A 26,209-nucleotide genomic window follows, 5' to 3' on the forward strand; every position below is an offset into this window, starting at 1 on the left:
TTAGACCTTCTCGACCTGACTGAACTCGAGCTCCACCGGAGTAGAGCGACCGAAAATGAGCACAGCCACTTGGATCCGGCTCTTTTCGTAGTTAACTTCTTCCACAACGCCATTGAAATCAGCGAATGGACCGTCGTTGACACGCACCGTCTCACCTGGCTCGAACAATGTCTTCGGCTTAGGCTTGTCGCTACCATCAGCAACGCGACGCAGAATCGCTTCTGCCTCTTTATCTGTAATTGGCGCAGGCTTGTCAGCGGTACCGCCGATAAAACCCATCACCCGAGGAGTATCCTTGACCAAGTGCCAAGTACCCTCGTTCATATCCATCTGGACCAGCACATAGCCTGGAAAGAACTTCCGTTCGCTTTTGCGCTTCTGGCCGTTACGCATCTCAACCACTTCTTCAGTGGGAACCAGAATCTCGCCGAAGCCATCTTCCATGCCAGCCAGCTTTACGCGCTCGATCAGCGAGCGCATCACATGCTTCTCGTAACCCGAGTAAGCATGCACAACATACCAACGCTTAGCCACGGGACACCCTTAGCCGACAATCAAGGAAACAAGCCAGCCGAGCAGGGAATCAAGACCCCACAACAGCAACGCCATAACCAGAACAACAGCCACGACAATCAGCGTGGTCTGCGTGGTTTCTTGGCGAGTTGGCCACACGACTTTACGAATCTCGGTGCGAGCTTCCTTAACCAGTACAAAGAAAGACTTGCCCTTCGCGGTTTGCAGGCCTACAAAGGCAGCTACGGCAGCAATGGCAAGCAAAGCGAGTACACGGTACAGGATCGGCGAACCAGCGTAATACTGATTGCCAACAACGCCAACAACCACTAGAGCGACTACTACAAGCCACTTGAGCAGATCGAAGCGAGAGCCTTGAGCTTCAGCTTTAGGAGTCATCTATGAAGATCCTGTGAAAAGAAAGCCAGATACACCGAGTGAATCTGGCAGGTCAGGAGGGAATCGAACCCCCAACCTACGGTTTTGGAGACCGTCGCTCTGCCAATTGAGCTACTGACCTAAAACAAAATCAGGCCGACCATTATGCCGGCCCGAAAAATACATTACAACCGCTTATTCGATGATTTTTGCTACGACGCCAGCGCCGACGGTACGACCGCCTTCACGGATAGCGAAACGCAGACCGTCTTCCATCGCGATGGTTTTGATCAGGGTAACAGTCATCTGAATGTTGTCACCTGGCATTACCATTTCAACGCCTTCTGGCAGCTCGCAGTTACCAGTCACGTCAGTAGTACGGAAGTAGAACTGTGGACGGTAGCCTTTGAAGAACGGAGTGTGACGACCGCCTTCTTCCTTGCTCAGAACGTAAACTTCTGCGGTGAACTTGGTGTGCGGCTTGACCGAACCTGGCTTGACCAGAACCTGGCCACGCTCAACGTCATCACGCTTGGTACCACGCAGCAGAACGCCGCAGTTCTCGCCGGCACGACCTTCGTCGAGCAGCTTGCGGAACATTTCAACACCGGTGCAAGTAGTAACGGTGGTATCACGCAGACCAACGATTTCCAGCGGGTCCTGAACGCGAACGATACCGCGCTCGATACGACCAGTCACAACAGTACCGCGACCCGAGATCGAGAATACGTCTTCGATTGGCATCAGGAATGGCTTATCGATCATACGAACTGGCTCTGGGATGTAGGCATCCAGAGTTTCAACCAGTTTCTTGACGGCAGTGGTGCCCATCTCGTTGTCGTCTTTGCCTTCCAGCGCCATACGAGCCGAACCGATGATGATCGGAGTGTCGTCGCCCGGGAAGTCGTAAGTCGACAGCAGGTCACGAACTTCCATCTCAACCAGTTCCAGCAGCTCAGCATCGTCTACCAGGTCAGCCTTGTTCAGGAAGACCACGATGTACGGAACGCCAACCTGACGGGACAGCAGGATGTGCTCACGGGTTTGCGGCATCGGACCATCAGCGGCCGAGCAAACCAGGATAGCGCCGTCCATCTGAGCAGCACCGGTGATCATGTTCTTCACGTAGTCAGCGTGACCTGGGCAGTCAACGTGAGCGTAGTGACGGATCTTCGAGTTGTACTCAACGTGCGCGGTGTTGATGGTGATACCGCGAGCTTTTTCTTCTGGTGCGCTGTCGATCTTGTCGAAGTCAACGATTGCAGAACCGAAAACCTCGGAGCAAACGCGAGTCAGAGCAGCAGTCAGAGTGGTTTTACCGTGGTCAACGTGACCAATGGTCCCAACGTTGACGTGGGGCAGGGAACGATCAAATTTTTCCTTAGCCATCGATATCACCCTCTACAGAAGAAATTAGACAAACAATATCAACCATTAAAACAAAGGCAGATATTTTCATATCTGCCTTGTTATATGGAGCTCTTGAGCGGATTTGAACCGCTGACCTCACCCTTACCAAGGGTGTGCTCTACCAACTGAGCTACAAGAGCAAAACCCTTTTGCACAACCTGCAAACTTGGAGCGGGTAGCGGGAATCGAACCCGCATCATCAGCTTGGAAGGCTGAGGTTCTACCACTAAACTATACCCGCGGAGCCTGCAGCTCACGCTTAAATCTGGTGGAGGGAGAAGGATTCGAACCTTCGAAGTCGTAGACGTCAGATTTACAGTCTGATCCCTTTGGCCGCTCGGGAACCCCTCCTAATCAGGCCGGCATTCTATATCATGCTAAACCCCTGTCAAGCATTTTCTCATTTAAAAACCTGAGGTTAGCTGCGTTGACACGCTTCACTTCGAATCCCGTTTAAGGTGTTCGCTGTGGAGCGGGCGCCATTCTATGCAAACTATTGAGCAGGTGCAACCCCTTCGCACAGCATTATTTTATGTTTTAACTCATTGAATTCCTTGGAAAGGTTTTGCAACTGCAGATCGCCCAACAAACGCTGGCTGTCCGGCGCAGCTGCCAGCCAGTACCCGCTTCCGGCAGCATCTTTCGGCAGGGATTGCACATTGACTTTCATCGCCACCAGACGCTGTTGCAACCTGGCAATTGAATCTTCGTCAGAAAATCCACCAAGGAACAAGCACTGCTGACGCGGCGCCACCTCGCCTCTTCGACCTTCACCTGCGGTTTCGCTCAGCAGACGGATATCCTGCTGCGAACCACGATACAGATTAAGAGGCGTTACATCTTTGGCTCGCAAGGGCGCTTCCTGCTGATGCCAGACATAGTAAAAAACATTGAGTACAACCAGCAGCAGGAACAACCAACGCATATAAACCTCAAGACAAGGGACAAGCCATCGCCAAGCCGACAAAAACCAGGTCGGGCACAACCCTGGCGTCAGGCGCGACGCCTTTAACCAACTCGGCATCCCCTCCCGTAATAAAGACGGCGAATTGCTCTCCCCAGTACGCTCGAGCCAGCTCTAATTGAGTGAGAACGAAGCCCCTCAGCATCAAAGAACAACCGCGCTCCACCGCTTCAACGGTGGTCCGTCCCGGGACGTGACTGGAAAGGGCGCGCTCTGCTGCTTCATCACCATAACGAATTTTACGGGTATGGGTGCGCAACTGGTTTCGCATCAAAGGCATACCAGGACAAATGAACCCCCCGAGATGCTCACCGTCAGCCGCGACAAAATCGGCAGTGACCGCGGTACCGAAATCGAGAACCAGGCAAGCACTTCCGGCAGCCAGGTGGAAGCCGCCGAGCATCGCCAGCCAGCGATCAAGCCCCAGACGCTCATAGTCTTCATAGCCGTTTCGAACACCGGACATCTCGCGGGCGGGTTTCGCACACACGATAGGAATACCGAACGCGCGCTCAAGCATTTCGGTTAAAGCGCTGGTTTCCTCGTTAGTCCTGACGCTTACCAAACGACACTTGCGCAGCGAGAGCGACTTTATGATCCGTAGACTCTCAAGCAAAGCCTGATTGGAATCTACAACTCCTTCCGAGACCAGCCCACTCGCCGACGCATCCAGCACGCGCCATTTGATAAAACTATTGCCGCAGTCAAGCTCAAGAATCATCACGCAACCTCAGGCTGAGCTCTCCACCACTAAAGACTTTTTCAACACCATCTACAATCAAGCGCAACCCGCCTTGGCTATCAATCCCGAGCACTATCCCATCGATATGGCTGTTACCCGCGATCAACGACACGGATCGACCCTGCCACAGATGATTTTCCGCCCATTCTGCCTGCAGACTTGCGAACCCGTTGAGCTGGTGTTTATGGGTATAAGCTTTGAGTTGATTACTCAACTCAACCACCAGAGCATTGCGATCGCAGGCTTTGCCTGACTCCAGTTTTATAGAAGTCCATTGCTGGTCGACCTCATCGGCAACCTGCATATTCACGTTGATTCCTATACCCAATACAACATGACATACATCCGCCGGATCGCCGACGAGTTCGAGCAGGATGCCGGCTATTTTCTTGTTACCCACCAAAACATCGTTGGGCCACTTCAAACCGGCATTGGGCACGCCGGCGCTTCGCAAGGTCTGCATCACGGCCAAGCCAACAACAAGGCTCAACCCCTCAAGCTGACGCATGCCGCCATCTATTCGAAGAACCAGGCTGTAATAAAGATTTTCCGCAAATGGGCTCACCCACTTGCGGCCTCGACGACCACGGCCTGCCAATTGTCGCTCCGCGAGCACCAAAAACGGCGCGGGGGCGCCCTCGCTGATGGAGCGCAGAGCTTCGGCATTTGTCGAGTCGACGGAGTCGAACACACGCACCGGCCATTCGGGCATCTTCCTGGTTATTTCAAGTGGATCAAGGAGCATCAGAGGCGCCGACAATTGATATCCGCGACCGCGAACTTTATGGATCGACAGGCCGAGTTCAGCTTCAAGCTGTTGTAGCTGCTTCCATACAGCACTTCGGCTAATTCCCAGGGCAACGCCCAAGTCCTGTCCGGAATGGAATCGTCCATCCTTCAGTAGGTTCAACAACGTCAGCATGCAGGTATCGCCTCATAATGAGGCCCGCATAATAGCCATGCCCCGGGCCGTTGCATAGAAATCAAGCGGACACATTTCTCGCAGGCAAAACAAAACCCCAACTGCTTTCGCAATTGGGGTTTCGGAATTTAATCTTGACGATGACCTACTCTCACATGGGGAAACCCCACACTACCATCGGCGATGCATCGTTTCACTGCTGAGTTCGGGATGGGATCAGGTGGTTCCAACGCTCTATGGTCGTCAAGAAATTCGGGTACTGACTCGGGACCAGACGGCCTCGCTTCAGCAAATTGGGTATGTGACAGCTAGGTGTTTGTGAATTTCGAACTTTCGGTTCGTTTCGTCTTCACACACCGCAATCTGGTGCCTTTTCAGGTCAGCAAATTGCTTGGGTGTTATATGGTCAAGCCTCACGGGCAATTAGTATTGGTTAGCTCAACGCCTCACAGCGCTTACACACCCAACCTATCAACGTCGTAGTCTTCGACGGCCCTTCAGGGAACTCAAGGTTCCAGTGAGATCTCATCTTGAGGCAAGTTTCCCGCTTAGATGCTTTCAGCGGTTATCTTTCCCGAACATAGCTACCCGGCAATGCCACTGGCGTGACAACCGGAACACCAGAGGTTCGTCCACTCCGGTCCTCTCGTACTAGGAGCAGCCCCTCTCAAATCTCAAACGTCCACGGCAGATAGGGACCGAACTGTCTCACGACGTTCTAAACCCAGCTCGCGTACCACTTTAAATGGCGAACAGCCATACCCTTGGGACCGGCTTCAGCCCCAGGATGTGATGAGCCGACATCGAGGTGCCAAACACCGCCGTCGATATGAACTCTTGGGCGGTATCAGCCTGTTATCCCCGGAGTACCTTTTATCCGTTGAGCGATGGCCCTTCCATACAGAACCACCGGATCACTAAGACCTACTTTCGTACCTGCTCGACGTGTCTGTCTCGCAGTCAAGCGCGCTTTTGCCTTTATACTCTACGACCGATTTCCGACCGGTCTGAGCGCACCTTCGTACTCCTCCGTTACTCTTTAGGAGGAGACCGCCCCAGTCAAACTACCCACCATACACTGTCCTCGATCCGGATAACGGACCTGAGTTAGAACCTCAAAGTTGCCAGGGTGGTATTTCAAGGATGGCTCCACGCGAACTGGCGTCCACGCTTCAAAGCCTCCCACCTATCCTACACAAGCAAATTCAAAGTCCAGTGCAAAGCTATAGTAAAGGTTCACGGGGTCTTTCCGTCTAGCCGCGGATACACTGCATCTTCACAGCGATTTCAATTTCACTGAGTCTCGGGTGGAGACAGCGCCGCCATCGTTACGCCATTCGTGCAGGTCGGAACTTACCCGACAAGGAATTTCGCTACCTTAGGACCGTTATAGTTACGGCCGCCGTTTACCGGGGCTTCGATCAAGAGCTTCGCGTTAGCTAACCCCATCAATTAACCTTCCGGCACCGGGCAGGCGTCACACCCTATACGTCCACTTTCGTGTTTGCAGAGTGCTGTGTTTTTAATAAACAGTCGCAGCGGCCTGGTATCTTCGACCGGCATGAGCTTACGGAGCAAGTCCTTCACCCTCACCGGCGCACCTTCTCCCGAAGTTACGGTGCCATTTTGCCTAGTTCCTTCACCCGAGTTCTCTCAAGCGCCTTGGTATTCTCTACCCAACCACCTGTGTCGGTTTGGGGTACGGTTCCTGGTTACCTGAAGCTTAGAAGCTTTTCTTGGAAGCATGGCATCAACCACTTCGTGTTCTAAAAGAACACTCGTCATCAGCTCTCGGCCTTAAGATCCCGGATTTACCTAAGATCTCAGCCTACCACCTTAAACTTGGACAACCAACGCCAAGCTGGCCTAGCCTTCTCCGTCCCTCCATCGCAATAACCAGAAGTACAGGAATATTAACCTGTTTTCCATCGACTACGCTTTTCAGCCTCGCCTTAGGGACCGACTAACCCTGCGTCGATTAACGTTGCGCAGGAAACCTTGGTCTTTCGGCGTGGGTGTTTTTCACACCCATTGTCGTTACTCATGTCAGCATTCGCACTTCTGATACCTCCAGCAAGCTTCTCAACTCACCTTCACAGGCTTACAGAACGCTCCTCTACCGCATCACCCGAAGGTGATACCCGTAGCTTCGGTGTATGGTTTGAGCCCCGTTACATCTTCCGCGCAGGCCGACTCGACTAGTGAGCTATTACGCTTTCTTTAAAGGGTGGCTGCTTCTAAGCCAACCTCCTAGCTGTCTAAGCCTTCCCACATCGTTTCCCACTTAACCATAACTTTGGGACCTTAGCTGACGGTCTGGGTTGTTTCCCTTTTCACGACGGACGTTAGCACCCGCCGTGTGTCTCCCATGCTCGGCACTTGTAGGTATTCGGAGTTTGCATCGGTTTGGTAAGTCGGGATGACCCCCTAGCCGAAACAGTGCTCTACCCCCTACAGTGATACATGAGGCGCTACCTAAATAGCTTTCGAGGAGAACCAGCTATCTCCGAGCTTGATTAGCCTTTCACTCCGATCCACAGGTCATCCGCTAACTTTTCAACGGTAGTCGGTTCGGTCCTCCAGTCAGTGTTACCTAACCTTCAACCTGCCCATGGATAGATCGCCCGGTTTCGGGTCTATTCCCAGCGACTAGACGCCCTATTAAGACTCGCTTTCGCTACGCCTCCCCTATTCGGTTAAGCTCGCCACTGAAAATAAGTCGCTGACCCATTATACAAAAGGTACGCAGTCACAGAACAAAGTCTGCTCCCACTGCTTGTACGCATACGGTTTCAGGATCTATTTCACTCCCCTCTCCGGGGTTCTTTTCGCCTTTCCCTCACGGTACTAGTTCACTATCGGTCAGTCAGTAGTATTTAGCCTTGGAGGATGGTCCCCCCATATTCAGACAAAGTTTCTCGTGCTCCGTCCTACTCGATTTCATGACTAAGAGATTTTCGCGTACAGGGCTATCACCCACTATGGCCGCACTTTCCAGAGCGTTCCGCTAATCTCAAAGCCACTTAAGGGCTAGTCCCCGTTCGCTCGCCACTACTAAGGGAATCTCGGTTGATTTCTTTTCCTCAGGGTACTTAGATGTTTCAGTTCCCCTGGTTCGCCTCTTGCACCTATGTATTCAGTACAAGATAACCATCTTATGATGGCTGGGTTCCCCCATTCAGACATCTCCGGATCAAAGTCTGTTTGCCGACTCCCCGAAGCTTTTCGCAGGCTACCACGTCTTTCATCGCCTCTGACTGCCAAGGCATCCACCGTATGCGCTTCTTCACTTGACCATATAACCCCAAGCAATCTGGTTATACTGTGAAGACGACATTCGCCGAAAATTCGAATTTCTCAACTAAGAGAACTCACAAATTTTACCTTAGCCTGATCCGTTACCAGTGAAAGTAACGTTCAGTCTATCTTTCTATCACATACCCAAATTTTTAAAGAACGATCTAATCAAAAGACTAGAAATCAATATTCAGTACGAATATTCATTTCTAAACTCTCAAACTTCGAAGCAGTTTATGGTGGAGCCAAGCGGGATCGAACCGCTGACCTCCTGCGTGCAAGGCAGGCGCTCTCCCAGCTGAGCTATGGCCCCATAACAAAATTGGTGGGTCTGGGCAGATTCGAACTGCCGACCTCACCCTTATCAGGGGTGCGCTCTAACCAACTGAGCTACAGACCCAATTTCGAGCTTGTAACTGTTAGCTCAGAGCTATCAGCTTGGAGCTTAAAGCTGCTTCTATCGTCTTCTTCAATGAATCAAGCAATTCGTGTGGGAGCTCATGCAGCAGCTGATGTCGTCGATTAAGGAGGTGATCCAGCCGCAGGTTCCCCTACGGCTACCTTGTTACGACTTCACCCCAGTCATGAATCACACCGTGGTAACCGTCCTCCCGAAGGTTAGACTAGCTACTTCTGGTGCAACCCACTCCCATGGTGTGACGGGCGGTGTGTACAAGGCCCGGGAACGTATTCACCGCGACATTCTGATTCGCGATTACTAGCGATTCCGACTTCACGCAGTCGAGTTGCAGACTGCGATCCGGACTACGATCGGTTTTATGGGATTAGCTCCACCTCGCGGCTTGGCAACCCTTTGTACCGACCATTGTAGCACGTGTGTAGCCCAGGCCGTAAGGGCCATGATGACTTGACGTCATCCCCACCTTCCTCCGGTTTGTCACCGGCAGTCTCCTTAGAGTGCCCACCATTACGTGCTGGTAACTAAGGACAAGGGTTGCGCTCGTTACGGGACTTAACCCAACATCTCACGACACGAGCTGACGACAGCCATGCAGCACCTGTCTCAATGTTCCCGAAGGCACCAATCCATCTCTGGAAAGTTCATTGGATGTCAAGGCCTGGTAAGGTTCTTCGCGTTGCTTCGAATTAAACCACATGCTCCACCGCTTGTGCGGGCCCCCGTCAATTCATTTGAGTTTTAACCTTGCGGCCGTACTCCCCAGGCGGTCAACTTAATGCGTTAGCTGCGCCACTAAGAGCTCAAGGCTCCCAACGGCTAGTTGACATCGTTTACGGCGTGGACTACCAGGGTATCTAATCCTGTTTGCTCCCCACGCTTTCGCACCTCAGTGTCAGTATCAGTCCAGGTGGTCGCCTTCGCCACTGGTGTTCCTTCCTATATCTACGCATTTCACCGCTACACAGGAAATTCCACCACCCTCTACCATACTCTAGCTTGCCAGTTTTGGATGCAGTTCCCAGGTTGAGCCCGGGGATTTCACATCCAACTTAACAAACCACCTACGCGCGCTTTACGCCCAGTAATTCCGATTAACGCTTGCACCCTCTGTATTACCGCGGCTGCTGGCACAGAGTTAGCCGGTGCTTATTCTGTCGGTAACGTCAAAACAGCAAAGTATTAATTTACTGCCCTTCCTCCCAACTTAAAGTGCTTTACAATCCGAAGACCTTCTTCACACACGCGGCATGGCTGGATCAGGCTTTCGCCCATTGTCCAATATTCCCCACTGCTGCCTCCCGTAGGAGTCTGGACCGTGTCTCAGTTCCAGTGTGACTGATCATCCTCTCAGACCAGTTACGGATCGTCGCCTTGGTGAGCCATTACCTCACCAACTAGCTAATCCGACCTAGGCTCATCTGATAGCGCAAGGCCCGAAGGTCCCCTGCTTTCTCCCGTAGGACGTATGCGGTATTAGCGTTCCTTTCGAAACGTTGTCCCCCACTACCAGGCAGATTCCTAGGCATTACTCACCCGTCCGCCGCTGAATCCAGGAGCAAGCTCCTCTCATCCGCTCGACTTGCATGTGTTAGGCCTGCCGCCAGCGTTCAATCTGAGCCATGATCAAACTCTTCAGTTCAAACATCTTTGGGTTTTTAAGAAACCCTAAACTTGGCTCAGCAATCGTTGGTTACATCTTTGATTTCTCGCGGAGTAACTTGTGATGCTGATAATCTTGTTGACTATCAGTCTGACTGCACAAGCACCCACACGAATTGCTTGATTCAGTTGTTAAAGAGCGGTTGGTTAAGATCTTTCGTCTCAACCGAGGCGCGCATTCTACAGCAGCCTCATTTGCTGTCAAGTGATTATTTTCAGAAGTTTTCGAAGAATTCTTCAACAACTTCAACCACTTGCGCTTCCGATCTCTCGTTAGCGGGAGGCGAATTCTACAGCGTTAATCGCTGCTGTCAACACCTCTTTTTCTCCGCTTTCGACCGAGAAGATCGAACCGTTAAAAGAGCTACACATCACTGCTCTTTCAACTCCTTCCAGACTTCGATGATCTGAAGCAAGCCGCCGTCGAAAACTGCGTAACTCTTTGAATCTCAAGGAGTTTTCCGTTTCGACTGCGCCGGAAGTGGGGCGAATTATAGACTTCTAAAATTCGCCGTCAACCCCCAATTCCAACTTTATTCAGATTTCAGCGTAATACGTGCAAAAGCCTTCTTGCCGGCCTGACAAACGTGAGTCGTGCCCAGTACATATATAAAGGAGCGATCAACCACTTCACCATCGACCCGAACTCCGCCCGCCGCCAACAGATCACGCGCCGCCGCCGAGTTCTTCACCAGGCCTGCCTTATTAAGGACGGCCGCGATCGGCATATCCTCAACCGAAGACAGCTCGATCTCAGGCAAGTCATCTGGAAGCTCGCCATCCTTCATACGGTTGCCGGCGCCTCGGTGAGCATTCGCCGCAGCCTCTTCACCATGGAAGCGCGCAACGATCTCTTCAGCCAGCTTGATTTTGATGTCGCGTGGATTCGCTCCAGCTTCGACGTCAGCCCGGAAGGCGTTGATCTCGTCCATTGAGCGAAAGCTGAGCAACTCGAAGTAACGCCACATCAGCGCATCCGGGATGGAAACCAGCTTGCTGTACATGACGCCTGGTGCTTCCTGGATACCGACATAGTTGCCCAGCGACTTGGACATCTTCTTCACGCCATCCAGACCTTCCAGCAATGGCATCGTCAGAATGCACTGTGCCTCCTGACCATACCCACGCTGCAACTCACGCCCCATCAGCAGGTTGAATTTCTGATCGGTACCGCCCAGCTCGACATCGGCGCGCAGCGCGACCGAGTCATAACCCTGAACCAGCGGATAGAGGAATTCGTGAATAGCGATTGGCTGGTTGGTGGTGTAGCGCTTGTCGAAGTCATCGCGCTCAAGCATGCGAGCGACCGTGTATTGCGAAGTCAGGCGAATGAAATCCGCCGGCCCCATCTTGTCCATCCAGGTGGAGTTGAAGGCAACTTCGGTTTTCGCCGGATCAAGGATTTTGAAAACCTGAGTCTTGTAAGTCTCAGCATTTTCCAGAACCTGTTCACGCGTCAGCGGTGGACGCGTTGCGCTTTTGCCACTCGGATCACCGATCATCCCGGTGAAGTCACCTATAAGGAAGATGACCTGGTGCCCCAGCTCCTGGAACTGGCGCAGCTTATTAATAAGCACCGTATGACCCAGATGCAGATCCGGAGCGGTTGGATCGAAACCAGCCTTGATACGCAGCGGTTGGCCGCGCTTGAGCTTCTCGACCAGCTCGGACTCGACCAACAGTTCTTCCGCACCACGTTTAATCAGCGCTAGCTGCTCTTCAACCGACTTCATAACAGACCCGCAAGGCTCAGATTCAAAGGGAACCAACCATACAAGAACGCGCACCAATTACAAGTTTTGCCCGGCGCACGGACACCAATCCACAGACCCGAGGTCTGTAGACTTGCTTCAGCGATGATTTGGTTATATTTTATACAGTTATTTCATCTTCATCATGTCATTCATCTTTTCCAATTCATCTATTTCAAAGTCAAAAATTACCTATGACCACAGAACCGTCTAAAGCGCCCCCGCTTTACCCGAAGACCCACCTGCTCGCCGCAAGTGGAATCGCCGCCCTTCTCAGCCTGGCGCTGCTGGTATTTCCCTCCAGCGATGTTGAAGCCAAAAAGACGACTCTGAGTCTTGAACTGGAAAGTCCTGCTGAACAACTGACACAAGATCAAGACGCTGCTGATGCGGCTCAAGCCACAAACGAGCCCGCAGCTTCGCCGTTCGCACAAATCGAAAACAGCGACGAAAACACCGCACAAACCGCTGAAACCGCGCCAGCACCTGTGGCGCCTGCTGAGAAACCGAAAGAGCCTGGGCACCGTGAAGTCGTGGTTTCCAAAGGCGATACACTGTCTACCCTGTTTGAAAAAGTCGGTCTGCCTGCAGCCTCCGTGCACGAAGTACTGGCAAGCGACAAGCAAGCCAAACAGTTCAGCCAGCTCAAGCGCGGCCAGAAACTCGAGTTCGAACTGAGTCCGGAAGGCCAGTTGACCAGCCTGCACAGCAAGGTCAGCGACGTTGAAACCATCACCCTGACCAAGAATGACAAGGGTTATTCGTTCAACCGAGTGACTGCCAAGCCAACTGTTCGCACTGCCTACGTCCACGGTGTCATCAACAGCTCACTGTCGCAGTCCGCAGCCCGCGCCGGTCTTTCTCACAGCCTGACCATGGACATGGCCAGTGTCTTTGGCTACGACATCGACTTCGCGCAGGACATTCGTCAGGGCGATGAATTCGATGTGATCTACGAGCAGAAAGTCATCAACGGCAAGGCCGTCGGCACCGGCCCGATCCTGTCGGCGCGCTTCACCAACCGCGGCAAGACTTACACCGCCGTTCGCTACACCAACAAACAAGGCAACAGCAGCTATTACACTGCCGATGGCAACAGCATGCGCAAGGCCTTCATCCGCACCCCTGTTGACTTCGCCCGCATCAGCTCGAAGTTTTCCATGGGCCGCAAGCACCCGATCCTCAACAAGATCCGCGCCCACAAAGGTGTCGATTACGCAGCGCCACGGGGTACGCCAATCAAGGCTGCCGGTGACGGCAAAGTGTTGCTGGCCGGTCGTCGTGGTGGCTATGGCAACACTGTGATCATTCAGCACGGCAACACTTACCGTACGCTCTATGGCCATATGCAAGGCTTTGCCAAAGGCGTGAAAACCGGTGGCAGCGTCAAGCAAGGTCAAGTCATTGGCTATATCGGCACCACCGGACTGTCCACCGGCCCGCATTTGCACTATGAGTTCCAGGTCAACGGCGTTCACGTCGATCCGCTGGGCCAGAAGCTGCCAATGGCCGATCCGATCGCCAAGTCCGAACGCGCGCGCTTCCTCGCGCAGAGCCAGCCACTGATGGCGCGCATGGATCAAGAGAAGGCCACCATGCTGGCTTCGAGCAAGCGCTAAGCCATGGCCCTGTATATCGGTGTGATGTCCGGAACCAGTCTCGACGGGCTGGACATCGCCCTGATCGAGCAGACCTCGGCGATCAAACTGATCGCCACCCACTACCTGCCAATGCCTGACTCCCTGCGCGCCGAGCTGCTTGGCTTGTGCGCCAGCGGCCCCGACGAGATCGCCCGCTCGGCGATTGCCCAGCAACACTGGGTCGAACTTGCCGCGTCGGGCATTCACACCCTCCTCGCGCAGCAACAACTCAAGCCCGAAGCAATCCGCGCTATCGGCAGCCACGGTCAGACCATTCGCCATGAGCCGGCGCGCGGGTTTACCGTGCAGATCGGTAATCCAGCCCTGCTGACTGAGTTGACCGGTATTACCGTCGTCGGTGATTTCCGCAGCCGCGATGTCGCAGCGGGTGGCCAAGGTGCGCCTCTGGTACCAGCCTTTCACGAAGCTTTGTTTGAAGAGCGTACTGGTAACCAGGCAGTCTTGAATGTCGGCGGATTCAGCAATCTCAGCCTGATTGAGCCGAACAAACCTGTAGCCGGTTTCGACTGCGGCCCGGGGAATGTTCTGATGGATGCCTGGATTCACCGGCAACGTGGCGAGAACTATGACCGGGATGGCAAATGGGCTGCAACCGGCAAGGTTGAACCAACCCTGCTCAAGGCACTGCTAAGCGACCCGTTCTTCGTGACCAAAGGCCCGAAAAGTACGGGCCGGGAAGTCTTCAATCTGCCATGGCTGGAACAGCATCTATCGCGTCTGCCGACTTTCGCTGCCGAAGACGTTCAGGCCACGCTGCTCGAACTTACGGCGCTGACCATCGTCGAGTCGCTACAAAGCGCTCAATCGGGCACTCAGGAACTGCTGGTCTGTGGCGGCGGCGCGCACAACGCCACGCTGATGAAACGTCTGGCGGACCTGCTGCCAAATACCCAAGTCGCCAGCACCGCAACTCACGGGGTTGATCCAGATTGGGTGGAAGCCATGGCCTTCGCCTGGCTCGCCCATTGCTGCCTGGAAGGCATCGCCGCCAATCGGCCAAGCGTCACCGGCGCTCGCGGCCTGCGCGTACTCGGCGCCATCTACCCGGCATAACCTTCAGAAACAAAAACGCCGCAGAACCGAAAGGCTCTGCGGCGTTTTGTTGTGTGCTGTAAAGCGCGATCAGATCGAGAACGACGACCCGCAACCACAAGTCGTTGTCGCGTTCGGGTTCTTGATCACGAAGCGTGAACCTTCCAGACCTTCCTGGTAGTCCACCTCCGCGCCGGCCAGGTACTGGAAACTCATCGGATCAACCACCAGACTCACGCCTTCGCGCTCGACAATGGTGTCGTCATCAGCCACGTCTTCATCGAAGGTGAAACCGTATTGAAACCCTGAACAACCGCCGCCCGTAACAAATACGCGCAGCTTCAAGCGATCATTCCCCTCTTCATCGACCAGGCTCTTCACCTTGTGCGCAGCACCTTGAGTGAATTGCAAAGCCGTGGGGGTGAAGGATTCGACGCTCATGCTGACTATCTCCCGGCGTTACGCCGCCATAATGCGTGATGACGCGCATTATCCGCTTGTCCTAGAAAATTGGTCAACTATTAGAAAGGCAGCTGCAAGCTTCAAGCGGTGAGCTTCAAGCTTGCGGCGCCTGACCTGTGACGGCCGTTACGGCAGCATACCGGCGTGTGACAGACCGAAGCGCTCATCCAGTCCGAACAGAATGTTCATGTTCTGCACCGCCTGGCCCGAGGCACCCTTGACCAGGTTGTCAATCACCGAGAGTACCACCACCAGATCGCCATCCTGTGGACGATGCACGGCGATGCGGCACACGTTGGCGCCGCGCACGCTACGGGTTTCCGGATGGCTGCCGGCTGGCATTACATCGACGAACGGTTCGTTGGCGTAGCGCTTTTCGAACAGCGCCTGCAGATCCACCGAGCGATCGACTACGGTCGCATAGAGCGTGGAGTGAATACCGCGAATCATCGGCGTCAGGTGCGGGACGAAGGTCAGGCCGACATCCTTGCCCGCCGCGCGACGCAGGCCCTGGCGAATTTCCGGCAGGTGGCGATGACCTTTTACCGCGTAGGCCTTCATGCTTTCCGACGTCTCGGAGTACAAAGAACCTACAGCCGCGCCACGCCCGGCACCACTGACACCGGATTTGCAGTCGGCGATCAAACGCGATGCGTCAGCCAGACCTGCTTCCAGCAATGGCAGGAAACCCAATTGCGTTGCGGTCGGATAGCAACCTGGTACCGCGATCAGGCGCGCTTTCTTGATCTGCTCGCGATTGACTTCCGGCAGACCATAGACCGCTTCGTCCAGCAATTCCGGTGCGCCGTGCGGCTGGCCGTACCACTTGGCCCATTCATCAGCGTCTTGCAGACGGAAGTCGGCGGACAGGTCGATGACCTTGGTGCCCGCCGCCAGCAGCTCGCCTGCCAAGGCGTGAGCCACACCGTGTGGCGTGGCGAAGAAAACCACATCGCAGGCGCCAAGGGTTTTCACGTCCGGCACGCTAAACGCCAGCCCGTCATAGTGACCGCGCAGGTTCGGGTACATGTCAGCCACGGCCAGACCGGCCTCGGATCGGGAAGTGATGACGACCACTTCTGCCTGCGGATGCTGTGCCAACAGACGCAGCAGTTCGACACCGGTGTAACCCGTGCCGCCGACGATACCGACCTTGACCATAAACCTGCCCTCAACGAACCCACTGGAAAGCCGTCGATAATAGGGGCCGCGCGCGCCTGCGACAACCGCCAAGGTGACGCGCGGACGCTCAAGCCTCTACTATCTGGCTACCGTGAATGAGGGAATACCCAAAAATGCTCTATCTATGGCTCAAAGCGTTTCACATTGTCAGCGTCGTCTGCTGGTTTGCCGGACTGTTCTACTTGCCGCGCCTGTTCGTTTACCACGCGCAAAGCGCAGACACGATCAGCCAGGAACGCTTCAGCGTCATGGAGCGCAAGCTGTATCGCGGCATCATGGGCCCGGCGATGATCGCCACGCTGATCTTCGGTGGCTGGCTGATCTACCTCAACCCTAGCCTTTTCAGCCAGGGCGGCTGGATCCATGCCAAACTGACCCTGGTCGTATTGCTGATCGGCTACCACCACATGTGCGGCGCGCAGGTCAAACGCTTTGCCCGTGGCGAAAACACCCGCAGCCATGTCTTTTATCGCTGGTTCAATGAAGTGCCGGTTCTGATATTGCTGGCTATCGTAATTCTGGTCGTGGTCAAGCCGTTCTAACTTCAATCAATAAAAATCTTCGGGGTGTTCACAATGTCGCTGCCCGCTTTGCTCGAACAACGTCTGCGTCTGCCCGTGGTGGCGGCACCGATGTTCCTGATCTCCAATCCGGAACTGGTGATCGCCTGCTGCCGCAATGGTGTGGTCGGCAGCTTTCCGGCGCTGAACCAACGCGAAAGCAGTGGGTTCAAGGCTTGGCTGGAACAGATCGAAGCAAGCCTGGCGACTCTGGATAATCCGGCCCCTTATGCGGTGAACCTGATTGTTCACCACAGCAATCCGCGCCTGCAGGCGGATCTGGACATCTGCGTGGAGCACAAGGTGCCGATCGTTATCACCAGCCTCGGCGCGGTGAAGGAACTGGTCGACGCGGTGCACAGCTATGGCGGTCTGGTGTTTCACGACGTGACCACGCGCCGCCATGCCGAAAAAGCCGCTGAAGCCGGTGTCGACGGGCTCATTGCCGTCGCGGCCGGTGCCGGCGGGCATGCCGGCACCTGGAGCCCGTTTGCGCTGATTGCCGAGATCCGCGAGTTCTTCGACAAGACACTCTTGCTTGCAGGATGTCTGAACCACGGCCATGAGATTCTCGCCGCACAGTTGCTCGGTGCGGATTTGGCCTACTTCGGTACGCGATTTATCGGCACCACAGAAAGTCACGCGCCTGACGCCTACAAAGACATGCTGCTGACAGCCAAGGCTGCCGACATCATTCATACTCCAGCAGTGTCGGGAGTGCCGGCCAGTTTCATGCGCCAGAGCCTGGAGGCGGCCGGTTTCGACATGGCGGCACTGCAAGGCAAGGGCGAGGTGAACTTCGGCGACAAGCTCAAGCCGATCAACGATGAAGCCAAAGCCTGGAAGACCGTGTGGTCGGCGGGCCAGGGTGTGGGCCAGATTGGTGATCTGCCAAGCGTGGATCAGTTGATTGCGCGGCTCGACGCAGAATATCGTCAGGCTCAGGCGCGCGCCGCACAACTGCCGGAACGCTGGCCGCGCTGAGCAATACCCCCGGCCAGTCGCTGTCAGACTGGCCTTGAACTGACTACTGCAAACCCAATCGCGACAAGGATGCCTCGGCCATGAGCGACACCCGTTACAAGATCGTCTTCGACGGCGCGCTGCAGCCCGGCGTCGACCTCACCACCGCCAAACTGAATCTGGCGGATCTGTTCAAAAGCGATGTGGCCGCCATCGAGCGCCTGTTCAGTGGCCGCACCGTCGCCCTCAAACGTGATCTGTCCCACAGCGATGCCCAGACGTATCTGCAGGCATTGAACAAAACCGGGATCGATGCGCGGATCGAAGCGGAAACCGCCATCGAGCTGAATCTGGCGGACGTCCACGATAACTCTGCAGCGGTTGTGGAACCGGACTCGCCTTACGCCCCACCGCGCGCCAATGTCGGTGAAGCTCTGCCGCCATTCGCCACGCTCAAGCCATTCAGCGTCGAAGGCCGGATCGGTCGCCTGCGCTTTCTCGCCTGGACCATGGTCCTGAGCCTGGTGACCCTGCCCATCGTCGGTGTGTTTGCCTTGATTGCCTTGGGTCTGGTCAGTGGCGATTCAACCACCGGCCTGATCCTCGGCGGCATTCTGGCGGTCTTCCTGTTCCTCGGTTTCATGATCGTCAGCATTCTGTTCAGCGTTCAGCGCCTGCACGATATCGGCTGGTCGGGCTGGCTGTGGTTGTTGAATCTGGTGCCGTTCGTCGGCAGTTTTTTCCCGCTGGTGATGATGGTCGTACCCGGCAATGCCGGCGCCAACCGCTATGGCCCGCCACCACCGCCGAACAGCACGGCCGTCAAAGTGCTGTGCTCGTTATGGATCGTATTCTTCGCACTGATTTTTGCCGGAGGCCTTCTTGGCGGCTTCTCGGCTGTGCAGGAAGAATATGAAAGCAATCTGGAGAGCAGCTATGACAGCGGCGCGGTGACCACCGACGAAGTTGAGGTCGTCGAACCGCCAGTGATTTCCGCCGACGAGGCAGCCGAACCGGCGCAGGCCCCTGTAGACTCTGCGCAAGAATGAACAGCGCTCCCTGCCGCGACAACCGCGTCGCCGGCGCGGAGCTGTTGCGATGGAGAACTGCATGACCCGTTACGCTCTGATCACCGGTGCTTCCAGCGGCATCGGCCTGGCCATGGCCGAAGCACTGGCCCGGCGCGGCCGCAGCCTGATTCTGGTGGCACGGCAGCGTGATCAGCTGGAAAGTATCGCCATCGAGCTGACCCAGCGTTTCGATGTCGAAGTATTGTTTCGCGCCTGCGATCTCGGCGAACCTTTGCGCCTTTCCGGTTTTTTGCTGGAGCTCGAAGAAGGTGACCGGCAGATCGATCTACTGGTCAACTGCGCCGGCATCGGCACTTGCGGGCCATTCCTCGCGCAGGACTGGATGACCGAGCAGGACCTCATCGAGGTCAACATTCTCGCCCTCACCCGCCTCTGTCATGCGGTGGGCAACAGCATGGCGCTGCTGGGTGGCGGGCAGATCCTCAATGTCGCCTCGGTGGCTGCGTACAGCCCCGGCCCATGGATGAGCACGTACTACGCCAGCAAAGCCTATGTGCTGCATTTTTCCGAAGCCCTGCGCGTGGAGCTCAAACAAAGCGGCGTGAAAGTTTCGGTGCTGTGCCCCGGCCCGACGCGCACACCGTTCTTCCGTACCGCACAGATGAGTAGCGAAAAGATCGAAAGCAGCCACTCGCTGATGAGTCCGGAAGAAGTGGCACTGCATGCCGTACGCGCACTGGATAAAAACCGCGCCATCATCATTCCGGGACGACGCAATCGCTGGCTGGCGTTCCTGCCGCGGCTGGGTTCGCGCTGGCTCAATCGCACCATCGTCGGCATGATCAACAAAGCTTACTGCCCCCGCTAGGAAGACGACTTCGAAGCGGTACACTCGATTCAGCCCAACTCAACGGAGAAACAGCAGTGGATACTCTGTTCACCAAGATCATCAACCGGGAAATCCCGGCGAAGATCATTTACGAGGACGACCAGGTTCTGGCCTTCCACGACATCGCCCCCCAGGCTCCGGTGCACTTTCTGGTAATCCCGAAAAAACCGGTGCGCACGCTCAACGACCTGACCGAAGACGACAAGGCGCTGGCCGGGCACATCCTGTTCACCGCGCAGCGTCTGGCGCTGGAACTGGGTTGCGAAGAAGGCTTCCGCGTGGTGATGAACTGCAATGAACTTGGTGGGCAGACTGTCTATCACATTCATATGCACGTGCTGGGTCAGCGCCAGATGAACTGGCCGCCGGGCTGACTGGCGACAACCAACTGTGGGAGCGAGCCTGCTCGCGAAGGCGCCGATACATTCAACACTTCAGTATCCGATAATCCGCTTTCGCGAGCAGGCTCGCTCCCACAAAAAAGCCTGACCGCGCAGCAAGTGACCCAGCGCAAACCCTCGCAGGCCGATTCGGTTAAACTGGCCGCCGAGATTCTTCCCGGAGGTCAGCATGACTACCCAACGTCACTACTCGCCCATAGACCGTCTGCTGCTGCAAGCCGATGCCGCGATGCGCACTCTGTTGCCCTTCAGTGGCCAGCCGTACCGCCCGTCGCCAGCGATTCTGCAGCCGGATACGCAGATGAGCGATGAAGACACTCGCCACGTCGCCGGTCTGATGCGCATCAACCATACCGGCGAAGTCTGCGCTCAGGCGCTGTATCAGGGGCAAGCGCTGACCGCCAAGTTGCCGCAGGTACGCGCAGCCATGGAGCACGCGGCTGAAGAAGAGATCGATCATCTGGTCTGGTGCGAGCAGCGCATCCATCAGTTGGGCAGCCACACCAGCGTGCTGAACCCACTGTTTTACGGCATGTCGTTCGGTATCGGCGCGGTCGCAGGACTGATCAGCGACAAGGTCAGTCTAGGGTTCGTAGCGGCGACCGAGCATCAGGTCTGCAAGCACTTGAACGAACATCTGGAGCAATTGCCGGCCGAGGACGAAAAGTCCCGGGCAATTCTCGAGCAGATGCGCATCGATGAAGAACACCATGCGGAAAGTGCGTTGGATGCGGGCGGATTTCGTTTTCCGGCGCCAGTGAAGTTCGGGATGAGTTTGTTGGCGAAGGTGATGACCAAGAGTACTTATCGGATCTGAGATCTGTGTCGGTGCTGATGACCTCTTCGCGAGCAGGCTCGCTCCCACAGAGGTTTTGTATGAGGCATGAAAAAGGCGACCAGGAGGTCGCCTTTTTTGTTTCCGGGAATCTTAGGTCGGCATATTGCGCGCGTAGAAGATTTCCAGCATTTCGTGTTTCACACGGTCGGTCACCTGGGCACGCTGCTCGGGCGATAGGTTGCTGGTGGCGTCGCCGAACAGGTAGTTGTCCAGTTCGAAGTTCTTCAGCAGCATTTTGGTGTGGAACAGGTTTTCTTGGTACACGTTCACGTCGGTCATCTGGTACGCGTCGCGGGTGTCTTCGGAGAGGTAGTTCTGGATCGAGTTGATCTCGTGGTCGATGAAGTGCTTGTTGCCTTCAACGTCACGGGTGAAACCGCGCACACGGTAATCCACGGTCACGATGTCCGAATCGAACTGGTGAATGAGGAAGTTGAGCGCTTTGAGCGGTGAAATGACACCACAGGTCGACACGTCGATATCCACACGGAACGTTGCAATACCGTCGTCCGGATGGATTTCCGGATAGGTGTGCACCGTGATGTGGCTCTTGTCGAGGTGGGCCAGAATAATTTCGGGCAACGGGCCCGGCGATTCTTCGATCTGGCTGTCAGTAGGGGTTACCGGCTCTTCCGAAATCAGAATCGTGACGCTGGCGCCCTGGGGTTCATAGTCCTGACTGGCGATGTTCAGGATGTTGGCACCAATGATCTCGACAACTTCTGTGAGAATCTGCGTCAGGCGTTTCGCGTTGTACTCTTGATTGATGTACTCAACGTAAGCCTGCTGGTCTTGCGGGGTTTCCGCGTAGCAGATGTCATAGATGTTGAAGCTCAAGGTCTTTGTCAGGTTATTGAACCCGTGGAGCTTGAGTTTGCTTTTCACCGTTAAAAACTCTCTATGTATGCGGCGCGGCCGCGTGATCAAGCATGCCCGTCAAGTGCGAACAACGCACCTGCGTAGGACGGTTAACACCTCTTCGCGATGGCGATTTTGGTTATCTGTTCAGGCGGATGACCCGTCGGCTGACCGATCACTGCCCTGAAAAAAGTGGCGCATTATGCAGACGTCAGCGGGGGATCGCCAGAGTCTGCACTGCTTTTATGATAGTTGAATGTCGGTTCAGCCGAGTTCGACGATTTCATAATCGTGGGTGATTGCCACGCCAGCCGCGCCGAGCATGATCGACGCCGAGCAATACTTCTCGGCCGACAGCTCGATGGCGCGCTTGACCTGAGCTTCCTTCAGGCCCCGGCCCTTGACCACGAAGTGCATGTGGATCTTGGTAAAGACCTTGGGATCTTCAGTCGCACGCTCGGCGTCGAGAAAGGCTTCGCAGCTTTCAACGGCCTGGCGCGACTTCTTCAGGATGCTGACCACGTCGAAGTTGCTGCAACCGCCGACACCCAGCAAGAGCATTTCCATCGGGCGAACCCCGAGATTACGGCCACCGGCGTCCGGCGGGCCGTCCATCACCACGACATGACCACTGCCGGATTCGCCGAGGAACATGGCTTCGCCAGCCCATTGGATGCGTGCCTTCATCGCCCAGACTCCACTGTAAAAAAAGGGTCGCCAGCTTAGCACAGCACTTTGTCCCGACAGGAACGACGTCCTAGGACCGATGCTTTCTGGCTGTAGGTAATTTCTCGAATTCTCGACGGAGTGTCTGGTAAGCTGGCGCCAATTCGCTGGCGCCAATTCGTCAGCTCTGTAGCGACCGCCTTCAGCGCCTCATAAAAACTCAAACATCACCGTGCAGTCTTTTCGGGATACAACCATGGTTGCTATTACCCCCACACCCAAAATCAAGAACATCGACAAGCTGTTGATGCATTGCCAGCGCCGGCGTCATGCGGCCAAGAGCAATATCATCTGCGCCGGGGATCGCTCGGACACGTTGTTTTTCATCATCAAAGGCTCGGTCACCATCCTCATCGAAGACGACGATGGTCGCGAGATGATCATCGCTTACCTGAACGCCGGGGATTTCTTCGGCGAACTGGGTCTGTTCGAGCAGGCAGGTCAGGAGCAGGAGCGCAGCGCCTGGGTGCGTGCCAAAGTTGAATGCGAAACCGCGGAAATCAGTTACGCCAAGTTCCGCGAGTTATCGCAGCAGGATCCAGACATTCTTTACGCCCTCAGCGGACAAATCGCACAACGCCTGCGTAACACCACGCGCAAAGTCGGCGACCTGGCGTTTTTCGATGTCACCGGGCGAGTCGCTCGCTGCCTGCTGGAGCTGTGCAAACAACCGGACGCCATGACTCACCCGGACGGCATGCAGATCAAGGTCACCCGCCAGGAGATCGGTCGAATCGTCGGCTGTTCTCGAGAGATGGTCGGCCGCGTGCTCAAGGATCTGGAAGAACGCAACCTGGTCGATGTGAAAGGCAAGACCATGGTGGTCTTCGGCACGCGCTAGACGTAAATCTGCGCCAGCATCAAACGAAACAATTCATCGAGACGCGCCAATGCCTGTGGCGCGTTGAATTTCTCATGCAGGGCGATGTGGCTTTGCGCCCTCACCCGCTGATCCAGGCCGCAGGCTTCATTGAAGCGATTGACCGCAGCAACCATCGCTTCGCGCTCGTCATCCATCAGCATCGCACCATGCACCAGGCCAACCGGACGCTGGCCGCCCTGACTCTGGCGCCAGCGCTGGGCCGTGCCGACCATCTTGCGACCGTCGAGATTGACGTTGAAACGTCCATCACAGAATGCGCCGTCGATTTCCCCGACCGACGAGGTGCCACCCAACTCATCCAGCAACTGACAGATCGGATCGCACAGGCGGCGGTAGCCGGTTTCGATGCGGTTCAGATCGCCTTCGCTGCGAGGCGGGGCATATACCAAGGCAATGTTGACGGTCGCAGCGGATTGCGGGACGGGCTCACCGCCGGTTTCACGCAACAGCACCGGCCAGCCAGCAGCAGCGGAAACTTCGCAGGCGTGGTCGAAATGCGGGAGACGGTTGAGGCGGCGCGGCATGACCAGCGCGCGATCGGTGGGTTGCCAGAACAGCAGGCCGAATTCGGCGTCGCCGGCGCAGACCGAGGCCAGCAAGTCCTGTTCGGCTTGCAGGCCGGATTCGATGGTCAGCGGGGTTGGCAACGACATGGTGAGCTCCGGCAGATTGAATCTCTTTAGCGGAATTTAGCGCCTCTTCGCGAGCAGGCTCGCTCCCACACTGGAATGCATTTCCCTGTGGGACCGAGCCTGCTCGCGAATGGGGTCGACTCGGTCAGTCGAGGGTCGAACCACTGATCGGCACACCACGCTCCGGAAAGAACAGGCGCTGCAATTCAATGCCCGGATTTTCCGCGCGCATGAACGCTTCGCCGACCAGGAACGAGTACACATCGCTGATTTCCATCAGCTCGACGTCGGCCCGATTGAGGATGCCGCTCTCGGTGATCACCAGGCGATCGCGCGGGATGCGCGGCAGCAGGTCGAGGGTGGTTTCCAGGCTGACGTCGAATGTGTGCAGGTTGCGGTTGTTGACCCCGACCAGCGGCGTGTCGAGGGTCTTCAGCGCGCGCTCCAGTTCGTCACCGTCGTGCACTTCCACCAAGACGTCGAGACCGACCCCTTTGGCCACGGCGGCCAGCTCGGCCATTTTCACGTCGTCCAGGGCGGAGACGATCAACAACACGCAATCGGCGCCAAGCGCGCGGGCTTCAACGATCTGGTACGGATCGATCATGAAATCCTTGCGGATCACCGGCAATTTGCAGGCGGCGCGCGCCTGTTGCAGGTAGGCATCGGCGCCCTGGAAGTAGTCGATATCGGTCAGCACCGACAGACAGGTGGCCCCACCCTTTTCGTAGCTCTTGGCGATGTCTGCCGGGACGAAGTCTTCGCGGATCACGCCTTTGCTCGGCGAAGCCTTTTTGATTTCGGCAATCACGGCCGGTTGTTTCTTCTTCGCTTGCGCCAGCAAAGCCTGGGCAAAACCACGGGGTGCATCGGCCGCCTTGGCCAGACTTTCCAGCTCGCTCAGACTGACCCGAGCGCTGCGCTCGGCGACTTCCTCAACCTTGCGCGCCAGAATGTTTTCCAGAACCGTCGGTACACTCATCCTTCATTCTCCACTTTGAATACCGCGGTAAAGGCACCCAGCTCCTCGAGCTTTTCCCGAGCGAGGCCGGTGTGCAGCGCGTCGTGCGCCAGCTCCACACCTTGTTTCAGACTGCTTGCCAGGTCGGCGGCGTACAGCGCCGCACCGGCATTGAGCACAATCATCTCGGCAGCTTTCTGGCCGTTTTCGGTTTTGCGCTTGCCGAGGGCGTCACGGATCAGCGCCAGCGACGCTTCCGGGCCTTCAACCGACAGACCGTGCAGGCTCTGGCTCTTCATGCCGAGATCTTCCGGTTCGACCCAATACTCAGTGATTTCGTTGTTTTTCAGTTCGGCAACAAAGGTCGGCGCGGCGAGGCTGAACTCATCCAGACCGTCCTTCGAATGCACGACCAGCACGTGTTTGCTGCCCAGCCGTTGCAAGACTTCGGCCAATGGCCGGCACAGCGCCTGGGTGAATACGCCGACGACCTGATGTTTCACACCGGCCGGATTCGTAAGCGGGCCGAGCATGTTGAACAGCGTGCGCAGACCGAGTTCGCGGCGCGGGCCGGCGGCGTACTTCATCGCTTTGTGGTGAGTCTGGGCGAACATGAAACCGATGCCGACGTTGTCGATGCAGCGCGCGACCTGCACCGGGGTCAGGTTCAGATAAATGCCGGCAGCTTCCAGCAGATCGGCACTGCCGCTCTTGCCGGACACTGCGCGGTTGCCGTGCTTGGCGACGGTGCAACCGGCGGCTGCGACAACAAAGGAAGACGCGGTCGATACGTTGAAGATATTCGCACCGTCACCGCCGGTGCCAACCACATCGACGACGCCGTCGAGGGTTTTCAGCTCGACCTGATCGGCCAGCTCGCGCATCACCGACACGGCGCCGACGATTTCGTCAATGCTTTCGCTCTTCATGCGCATGGCCATCATGAACGCGCCGATCTGCGCTTCGGTGCACTGACCGGTCATGATTTCGCGCATCACATCGCGCATTTCATCGGTGCTGAGGTCGAGGTGTTCGACGATACGGCTCAGGGCTGTCTTGATATTCATGGGAAG

At 55.9% G+C, this 26,209-nt stretch carries 23 protein-coding genes, 6 tRNA genes and 3 rRNA genes; 9 read left to right on the forward strand and 23 right to left on the reverse strand.

Features of this window, described 5'->3' with window-relative positions; all coding sequences use genetic code 11:
- The 16 genes from nusG to tyrS form a co-directional block, all read right to left on the reverse strand.
- On the reverse strand, positions 1 to 534 hold the full coding sequence (gene nusG, locus AB4N41_RS05915) for a transcription termination/antitermination protein NusG (RefSeq protein WP_007957598.1): 534 nt from the start codon (positions 532 to 534) through the stop codon (positions 1 to 3).
- A 9-nt stretch (positions 535 to 543) separates the two neighbouring features.
- Entirely contained in the window at positions 544 to 912 is a 369-nt protein-coding gene (gene secE / locus AB4N41_RS05920) for a preprotein translocase subunit SecE (RefSeq protein WP_252876990.1), read from the reverse strand.
- A 45-nt stretch (positions 913 to 957) separates the two neighbouring features.
- A tRNA-Trp gene (locus AB4N41_RS05925) sits at positions 958 to 1,033 on the reverse strand.
- A gap of 53 nt (positions 1,034 to 1,086) precedes the next feature.
- Positions 1,087 to 2,280 carry an elongation factor Tu gene (tuf, locus tag AB4N41_RS05930; RefSeq protein ID WP_064361246.1) on the reverse strand — a complete coding sequence of 398 codons (1,194 nt, stop codon included), beginning with the start codon at positions 2,278 to 2,280 and terminating at the stop codon, positions 1,087 to 1,089.
- Between the two features lie 85 nt (positions 2,281 to 2,365).
- Positions 2,366 to 2,441, reverse strand: a tRNA-Thr gene (locus AB4N41_RS05935).
- A 27-nt stretch (positions 2,442 to 2,468) separates the two neighbouring features.
- A tRNA-Gly gene (locus tag AB4N41_RS05940) sits at positions 2,469 to 2,542 on the reverse strand.
- A gap of 25 nt (positions 2,543 to 2,567) precedes the next feature.
- A tRNA-Tyr gene (locus tag AB4N41_RS05945) sits at positions 2,568 to 2,652 on the reverse strand.
- Positions 2,653 to 2,794: 142 nt separating this feature from the next.
- Positions 2,795 to 3,226 carry a hypothetical protein gene (locus AB4N41_RS05950; protein ID WP_095181969.1) on the reverse strand — a complete coding sequence of 144 codons (432 nt, stop codon included), beginning with the start codon at positions 3,224 to 3,226 and terminating at the stop codon, positions 2,795 to 2,797.
- A gap of 7 nt (positions 3,227 to 3,233) precedes the next feature.
- The gene (locus AB4N41_RS05955) at positions 3,234 to 3,986 is read right to left on the reverse strand and encodes a pantothenate kinase (protein ID WP_056786910.1); all 753 of its coding nucleotides are present in this window, start codon (positions 3,984 to 3,986) and stop codon (positions 3,234 to 3,236) included.
- Positions 3,976 to 4,929, reverse strand: a complete 954-nt coding sequence (gene birA, locus AB4N41_RS05960) for a bifunctional biotin--[acetyl-CoA-carboxylase] ligase/biotin operon repressor BirA (protein WP_150638814.1) — start codon at positions 4,927 to 4,929, stop codon at positions 3,976 to 3,978. The genes AB4N41_RS05955 and birA overlap by 11 nt, the downstream gene beginning before the upstream one ends.
- 132 nt (positions 4,930 to 5,061) lie before the next feature.
- Positions 5,062 to 5,177: ribosomal RNA gene (gene rrf, locus AB4N41_RS05965) — 5S ribosomal RNA — on the reverse strand.
- Positions 5,178 to 5,331: 154 nt separating this feature from the next.
- A 23S ribosomal RNA gene (locus AB4N41_RS05970) occupies positions 5,332 to 8,225 on the reverse strand.
- 238 nt (positions 8,226 to 8,463) lie between these two features.
- Positions 8,464 to 8,539: transfer RNA gene (locus AB4N41_RS05975), tRNA-Ala, on the reverse strand.
- Between the two features lie 10 nt (positions 8,540 to 8,549).
- Positions 8,550 to 8,626 (reverse strand) — tRNA-Ile (locus AB4N41_RS05980).
- 123 nt (positions 8,627 to 8,749) lie between these two features.
- A 16S ribosomal RNA gene (locus tag AB4N41_RS05985) occupies positions 8,750 to 10,286 on the reverse strand.
- Together the 16S, 23S and 5S rRNA genes with 2 tRNA genes alongside form the textbook arrangement of a ribosomal RNA operon.
- Positions 10,287 to 10,839: 553 nt before the next feature.
- Entirely contained in the window at positions 10,840 to 12,039 is a 1,200-nt protein-coding gene (gene tyrS, locus AB4N41_RS05990) for a tyrosine--tRNA ligase (RefSeq protein WP_016772931.1), read from the reverse strand.
- 212 nt (positions 12,040 to 12,251) lie between these two features.
- Between tyrS and AB4N41_RS05995 the strand changes: the two genes are divergently transcribed.
- Together AB4N41_RS05995 and AB4N41_RS06000 are read left to right on the forward strand one after the other, a co-directional pair.
- Positions 12,252 to 13,676 carry a peptidoglycan DD-metalloendopeptidase family protein gene (locus tag AB4N41_RS05995; protein WP_252868375.1) on the forward strand — a complete coding sequence of 475 codons (1,425 nt, stop codon included), beginning with the start codon at positions 12,252 to 12,254 and terminating at the stop codon, positions 13,674 to 13,676.
- A 3-nt stretch (positions 13,677 to 13,679) separates the two neighbouring features.
- Positions 13,680 to 14,771, forward strand: coding sequence for an anhydro-N-acetylmuramic acid kinase (locus tag AB4N41_RS06000; RefSeq protein WP_252876991.1), 1,092 nt, complete (start codon positions 13,680 to 13,682; stop codon positions 14,769 to 14,771).
- Positions 14,772 to 14,840: 69 nt separating this feature from the next.
- Here the strand turns inward: AB4N41_RS06000 and erpA are convergent, their stop codons facing one another.
- Both erpA and argC read right to left on the reverse strand, forming a co-directional pair.
- Positions 14,841 to 15,191: an iron-sulfur cluster insertion protein ErpA gene (gene erpA, locus AB4N41_RS06005; RefSeq protein ID WP_007918905.1), complete on the reverse strand. Its 351-nt coding sequence runs from the start codon at positions 15,189 to 15,191 to the stop codon at positions 14,841 to 14,843.
- Between the two features lie 147 nt (positions 15,192 to 15,338).
- Positions 15,339 to 16,373, reverse strand: coding sequence for an N-acetyl-gamma-glutamyl-phosphate reductase (argC, locus tag AB4N41_RS06010; protein WP_042610443.1), 1,035 nt, complete (start codon positions 16,371 to 16,373; stop codon positions 15,339 to 15,341).
- A gap of 134 nt (positions 16,374 to 16,507) precedes the next feature.
- Here argC and hemJ point away from each other — a divergent pair, with 134 nt between their 5' ends.
- From hemJ to coq7, 6 genes are all read left to right on the forward strand, one after another.
- Positions 16,508 to 16,936 carry a protoporphyrinogen oxidase HemJ gene (hemJ, locus tag AB4N41_RS06015; protein ID WP_039757756.1) on the forward strand — a complete coding sequence of 143 codons (429 nt, stop codon included), beginning with the start codon at positions 16,508 to 16,510 and terminating at the stop codon, positions 16,934 to 16,936.
- Between the two features lie 33 nt (positions 16,937 to 16,969).
- Positions 16,970 to 17,938 carry an NAD(P)H-dependent flavin oxidoreductase gene (locus AB4N41_RS06020; RefSeq protein WP_252876992.1) on the forward strand — a complete coding sequence of 323 codons (969 nt, stop codon included), beginning with the start codon at positions 16,970 to 16,972 and terminating at the stop codon, positions 17,936 to 17,938.
- An 80-nt stretch (positions 17,939 to 18,018) separates the two neighbouring features.
- Positions 18,019 to 18,966, forward strand: a complete 948-nt coding sequence (locus AB4N41_RS06025; protein WP_252876993.1) for a DUF805 domain-containing protein — start codon at positions 18,019 to 18,021, stop codon at positions 18,964 to 18,966.
- 61 nt (positions 18,967 to 19,027) lie between these two features.
- Positions 19,028 to 19,816, forward strand: coding sequence for an SDR family NAD(P)-dependent oxidoreductase (locus tag AB4N41_RS06030; protein WP_041476677.1), 789 nt, complete (start codon positions 19,028 to 19,030; stop codon positions 19,814 to 19,816).
- 56 nt (positions 19,817 to 19,872) lie between these two features.
- Positions 19,873 to 20,211 carry a histidine triad nucleotide-binding protein gene (locus AB4N41_RS06035; RefSeq protein WP_017128660.1) on the forward strand — a complete coding sequence of 113 codons (339 nt, stop codon included), beginning with the start codon at positions 19,873 to 19,875 and terminating at the stop codon, positions 20,209 to 20,211.
- Between the two features lie 196 nt (positions 20,212 to 20,407).
- A complete protein-coding gene (gene coq7, locus AB4N41_RS06040) occupies positions 20,408 to 21,055 on the forward strand; it encodes a 2-polyprenyl-3-methyl-6-methoxy-1,4-benzoquinone monooxygenase (RefSeq protein WP_041476678.1) in 648 nt (215 codons plus the stop codon).
- A 111-nt stretch (positions 21,056 to 21,166) separates the two neighbouring features.
- On the opposite strand, the gene speD is transcribed toward coq7, so the two are convergent.
- On the reverse strand, positions 21,167 to 21,961 hold the full coding sequence (speD, locus tag AB4N41_RS06045; RefSeq protein WP_024014530.1) for an adenosylmethionine decarboxylase: 795 nt from the start codon (positions 21,959 to 21,961) through the stop codon (positions 21,167 to 21,169).
- Positions 21,962 to 22,198: 237 nt separating this feature from the next.
- The gene (locus AB4N41_RS06050; RefSeq protein WP_016772921.1) at positions 22,199 to 22,621 is read right to left on the reverse strand and encodes an OsmC family protein; all 423 of its coding nucleotides are present in this window, start codon (positions 22,619 to 22,621) and stop codon (positions 22,199 to 22,201) included.
- 235 nt (positions 22,622 to 22,856) lie between these two features.
- On the opposite strand from AB4N41_RS06050, the gene crp reads away from it, so the two are divergent.
- Positions 22,857 to 23,501 (forward strand): cAMP-activated global transcriptional regulator CRP, encoded by a 645-nt coding sequence (crp, locus tag AB4N41_RS06055; RefSeq protein ID WP_041476679.1) that lies wholly within the window; start codon positions 22,857 to 22,859, stop codon positions 23,499 to 23,501.
- Here crp and AB4N41_RS06060 read toward each other — a convergent pair.
- The 3 genes from AB4N41_RS06060 to trpD all read right to left on the reverse strand — a co-directional run bounded on the left by AB4N41_RS06060 (position 23,498) and on the right by trpD (position 26,203).
- Positions 23,498 to 24,196, reverse strand: a complete 699-nt coding sequence (locus tag AB4N41_RS06060; RefSeq protein WP_056786703.1) for a lipoate--protein ligase family protein — start codon at positions 24,194 to 24,196, stop codon at positions 23,498 to 23,500. The two genes, crp and AB4N41_RS06060, sit on opposite strands and share 4 nt — an antisense overlap.
- A 124-nt stretch (positions 24,197 to 24,320) precedes the next feature.
- On the reverse strand, positions 24,321 to 25,157 hold the full coding sequence (gene trpC, locus AB4N41_RS06065) for an indole-3-glycerol phosphate synthase TrpC (protein WP_041476681.1): 837 nt from the start codon (positions 25,155 to 25,157) through the stop codon (positions 24,321 to 24,323).
- Entirely contained in the window at positions 25,154 to 26,203 is a 1,050-nt protein-coding gene (trpD, locus tag AB4N41_RS06070) for an anthranilate phosphoribosyltransferase (protein ID WP_041476682.1), read from the reverse strand. Before trpD ends, trpC begins: the two co-directional genes overlap by 4 nt.
- Positions 26,204 to 26,209: the final 6 nt, after the last annotated feature.

It is taken from the genome of Pseudomonas sp. S2_A10, assembly GCF_054668465.1.

Bases quoted from the DNA above. Each gene is read 5' to 3' on its own strand.
- secE (WP_252876990.1), bottom strand. From the start codon at position 912: ATGACTCCTAAAGCTGAAGCTCAAGGCTCTCGCTTCGATCTGCTCAAG.
- tuf (WP_064361246.1), bottom strand. From the start codon at position 2,280: ATGGCTAAGGAAAAATTTGATCGTTCCCTGCCCCACGTCAACGTTGGG.
- AB4N41_RS05950 (WP_095181969.1), bottom strand. From the start codon at position 3,226: ATGCGTTGGTTGTTCCTGCTGCTGGTTGTACTCAATGTTTTTTACTAT.
- AB4N41_RS05955 (WP_056786910.1), bottom strand. From the start codon at position 3,986: ATGATTCTTGAGCTTGACTGCGGCAATAGTTTTATCAAATGGCGCGTG.
- birA (WP_150638814.1), bottom strand. From the start codon at position 4,929: ATGCTGACGTTGTTGAACCTACTGAAGGATGGACGATTCCATTCCGGA.
- tyrS (WP_016772931.1), bottom strand. From the start codon at position 12,039: ATGAAGTCGGTTGAAGAGCAGCTAGCGCTGATTAAACGTGGTGCGGAA.
- AB4N41_RS05995 (WP_252868375.1), top strand. From the start codon at position 12,252: ATGACCACAGAACCGTCTAAAGCGCCCCCGCTTTACCCGAAGACCCAC.
- AB4N41_RS06000 (WP_252876991.1), top strand. From the start codon at position 13,680: ATGGCCCTGTATATCGGTGTGATGTCCGGAACCAGTCTCGACGGGCTG.
- erpA (WP_007918905.1), bottom strand. From the start codon at position 15,191: ATGAGCGTCGAATCCTTCACCCCCACGGCTTTGCAATTCACTCAAGGT.
- argC (WP_042610443.1), bottom strand. From the start codon at position 16,373: ATGGTCAAGGTCGGTATCGTCGGCGGCACGGGTTACACCGGTGTCGAA.
- hemJ (WP_039757756.1), top strand. From the start codon at position 16,508: ATGCTCTATCTATGGCTCAAAGCGTTTCACATTGTCAGCGTCGTCTGC.
- AB4N41_RS06020 (WP_252876992.1), top strand. From the start codon at position 16,970: ATGTCGCTGCCCGCTTTGCTCGAACAACGTCTGCGTCTGCCCGTGGTG.
- AB4N41_RS06025 (WP_252876993.1), top strand. From the start codon at position 18,019: ATGAGCGACACCCGTTACAAGATCGTCTTCGACGGCGCGCTGCAGCCC.
- AB4N41_RS06030 (WP_041476677.1), top strand. From the start codon at position 19,028: ATGACCCGTTACGCTCTGATCACCGGTGCTTCCAGCGGCATCGGCCTG.
- coq7 (WP_041476678.1), top strand. From the start codon at position 20,408: ATGACTACCCAACGTCACTACTCGCCCATAGACCGTCTGCTGCTGCAA.
- AB4N41_RS06050 (WP_016772921.1), bottom strand. From the start codon at position 22,621: ATGAAGGCACGCATCCAATGGGCTGGCGAAGCCATGTTCCTCGGCGAA.
- crp (WP_041476679.1), top strand. From the start codon at position 22,857: ATGGTTGCTATTACCCCCACACCCAAAATCAAGAACATCGACAAGCTG.
- AB4N41_RS06060 (WP_056786703.1), bottom strand. From the start codon at position 24,196: ATGTCGTTGCCAACCCCGCTGACCATCGAATCCGGCCTGCAAGCCGAA.
- trpC (WP_041476681.1), bottom strand. From the start codon at position 25,157: ATGAGTGTACCGACGGTTCTGGAAAACATTCTGGCGCGCAAGGTTGAG.
- trpD (WP_041476682.1), bottom strand. From the start codon at position 26,203: ATGAATATCAAGACAGCCCTGAGCCGTATCGTCGAACACCTCGACCTC.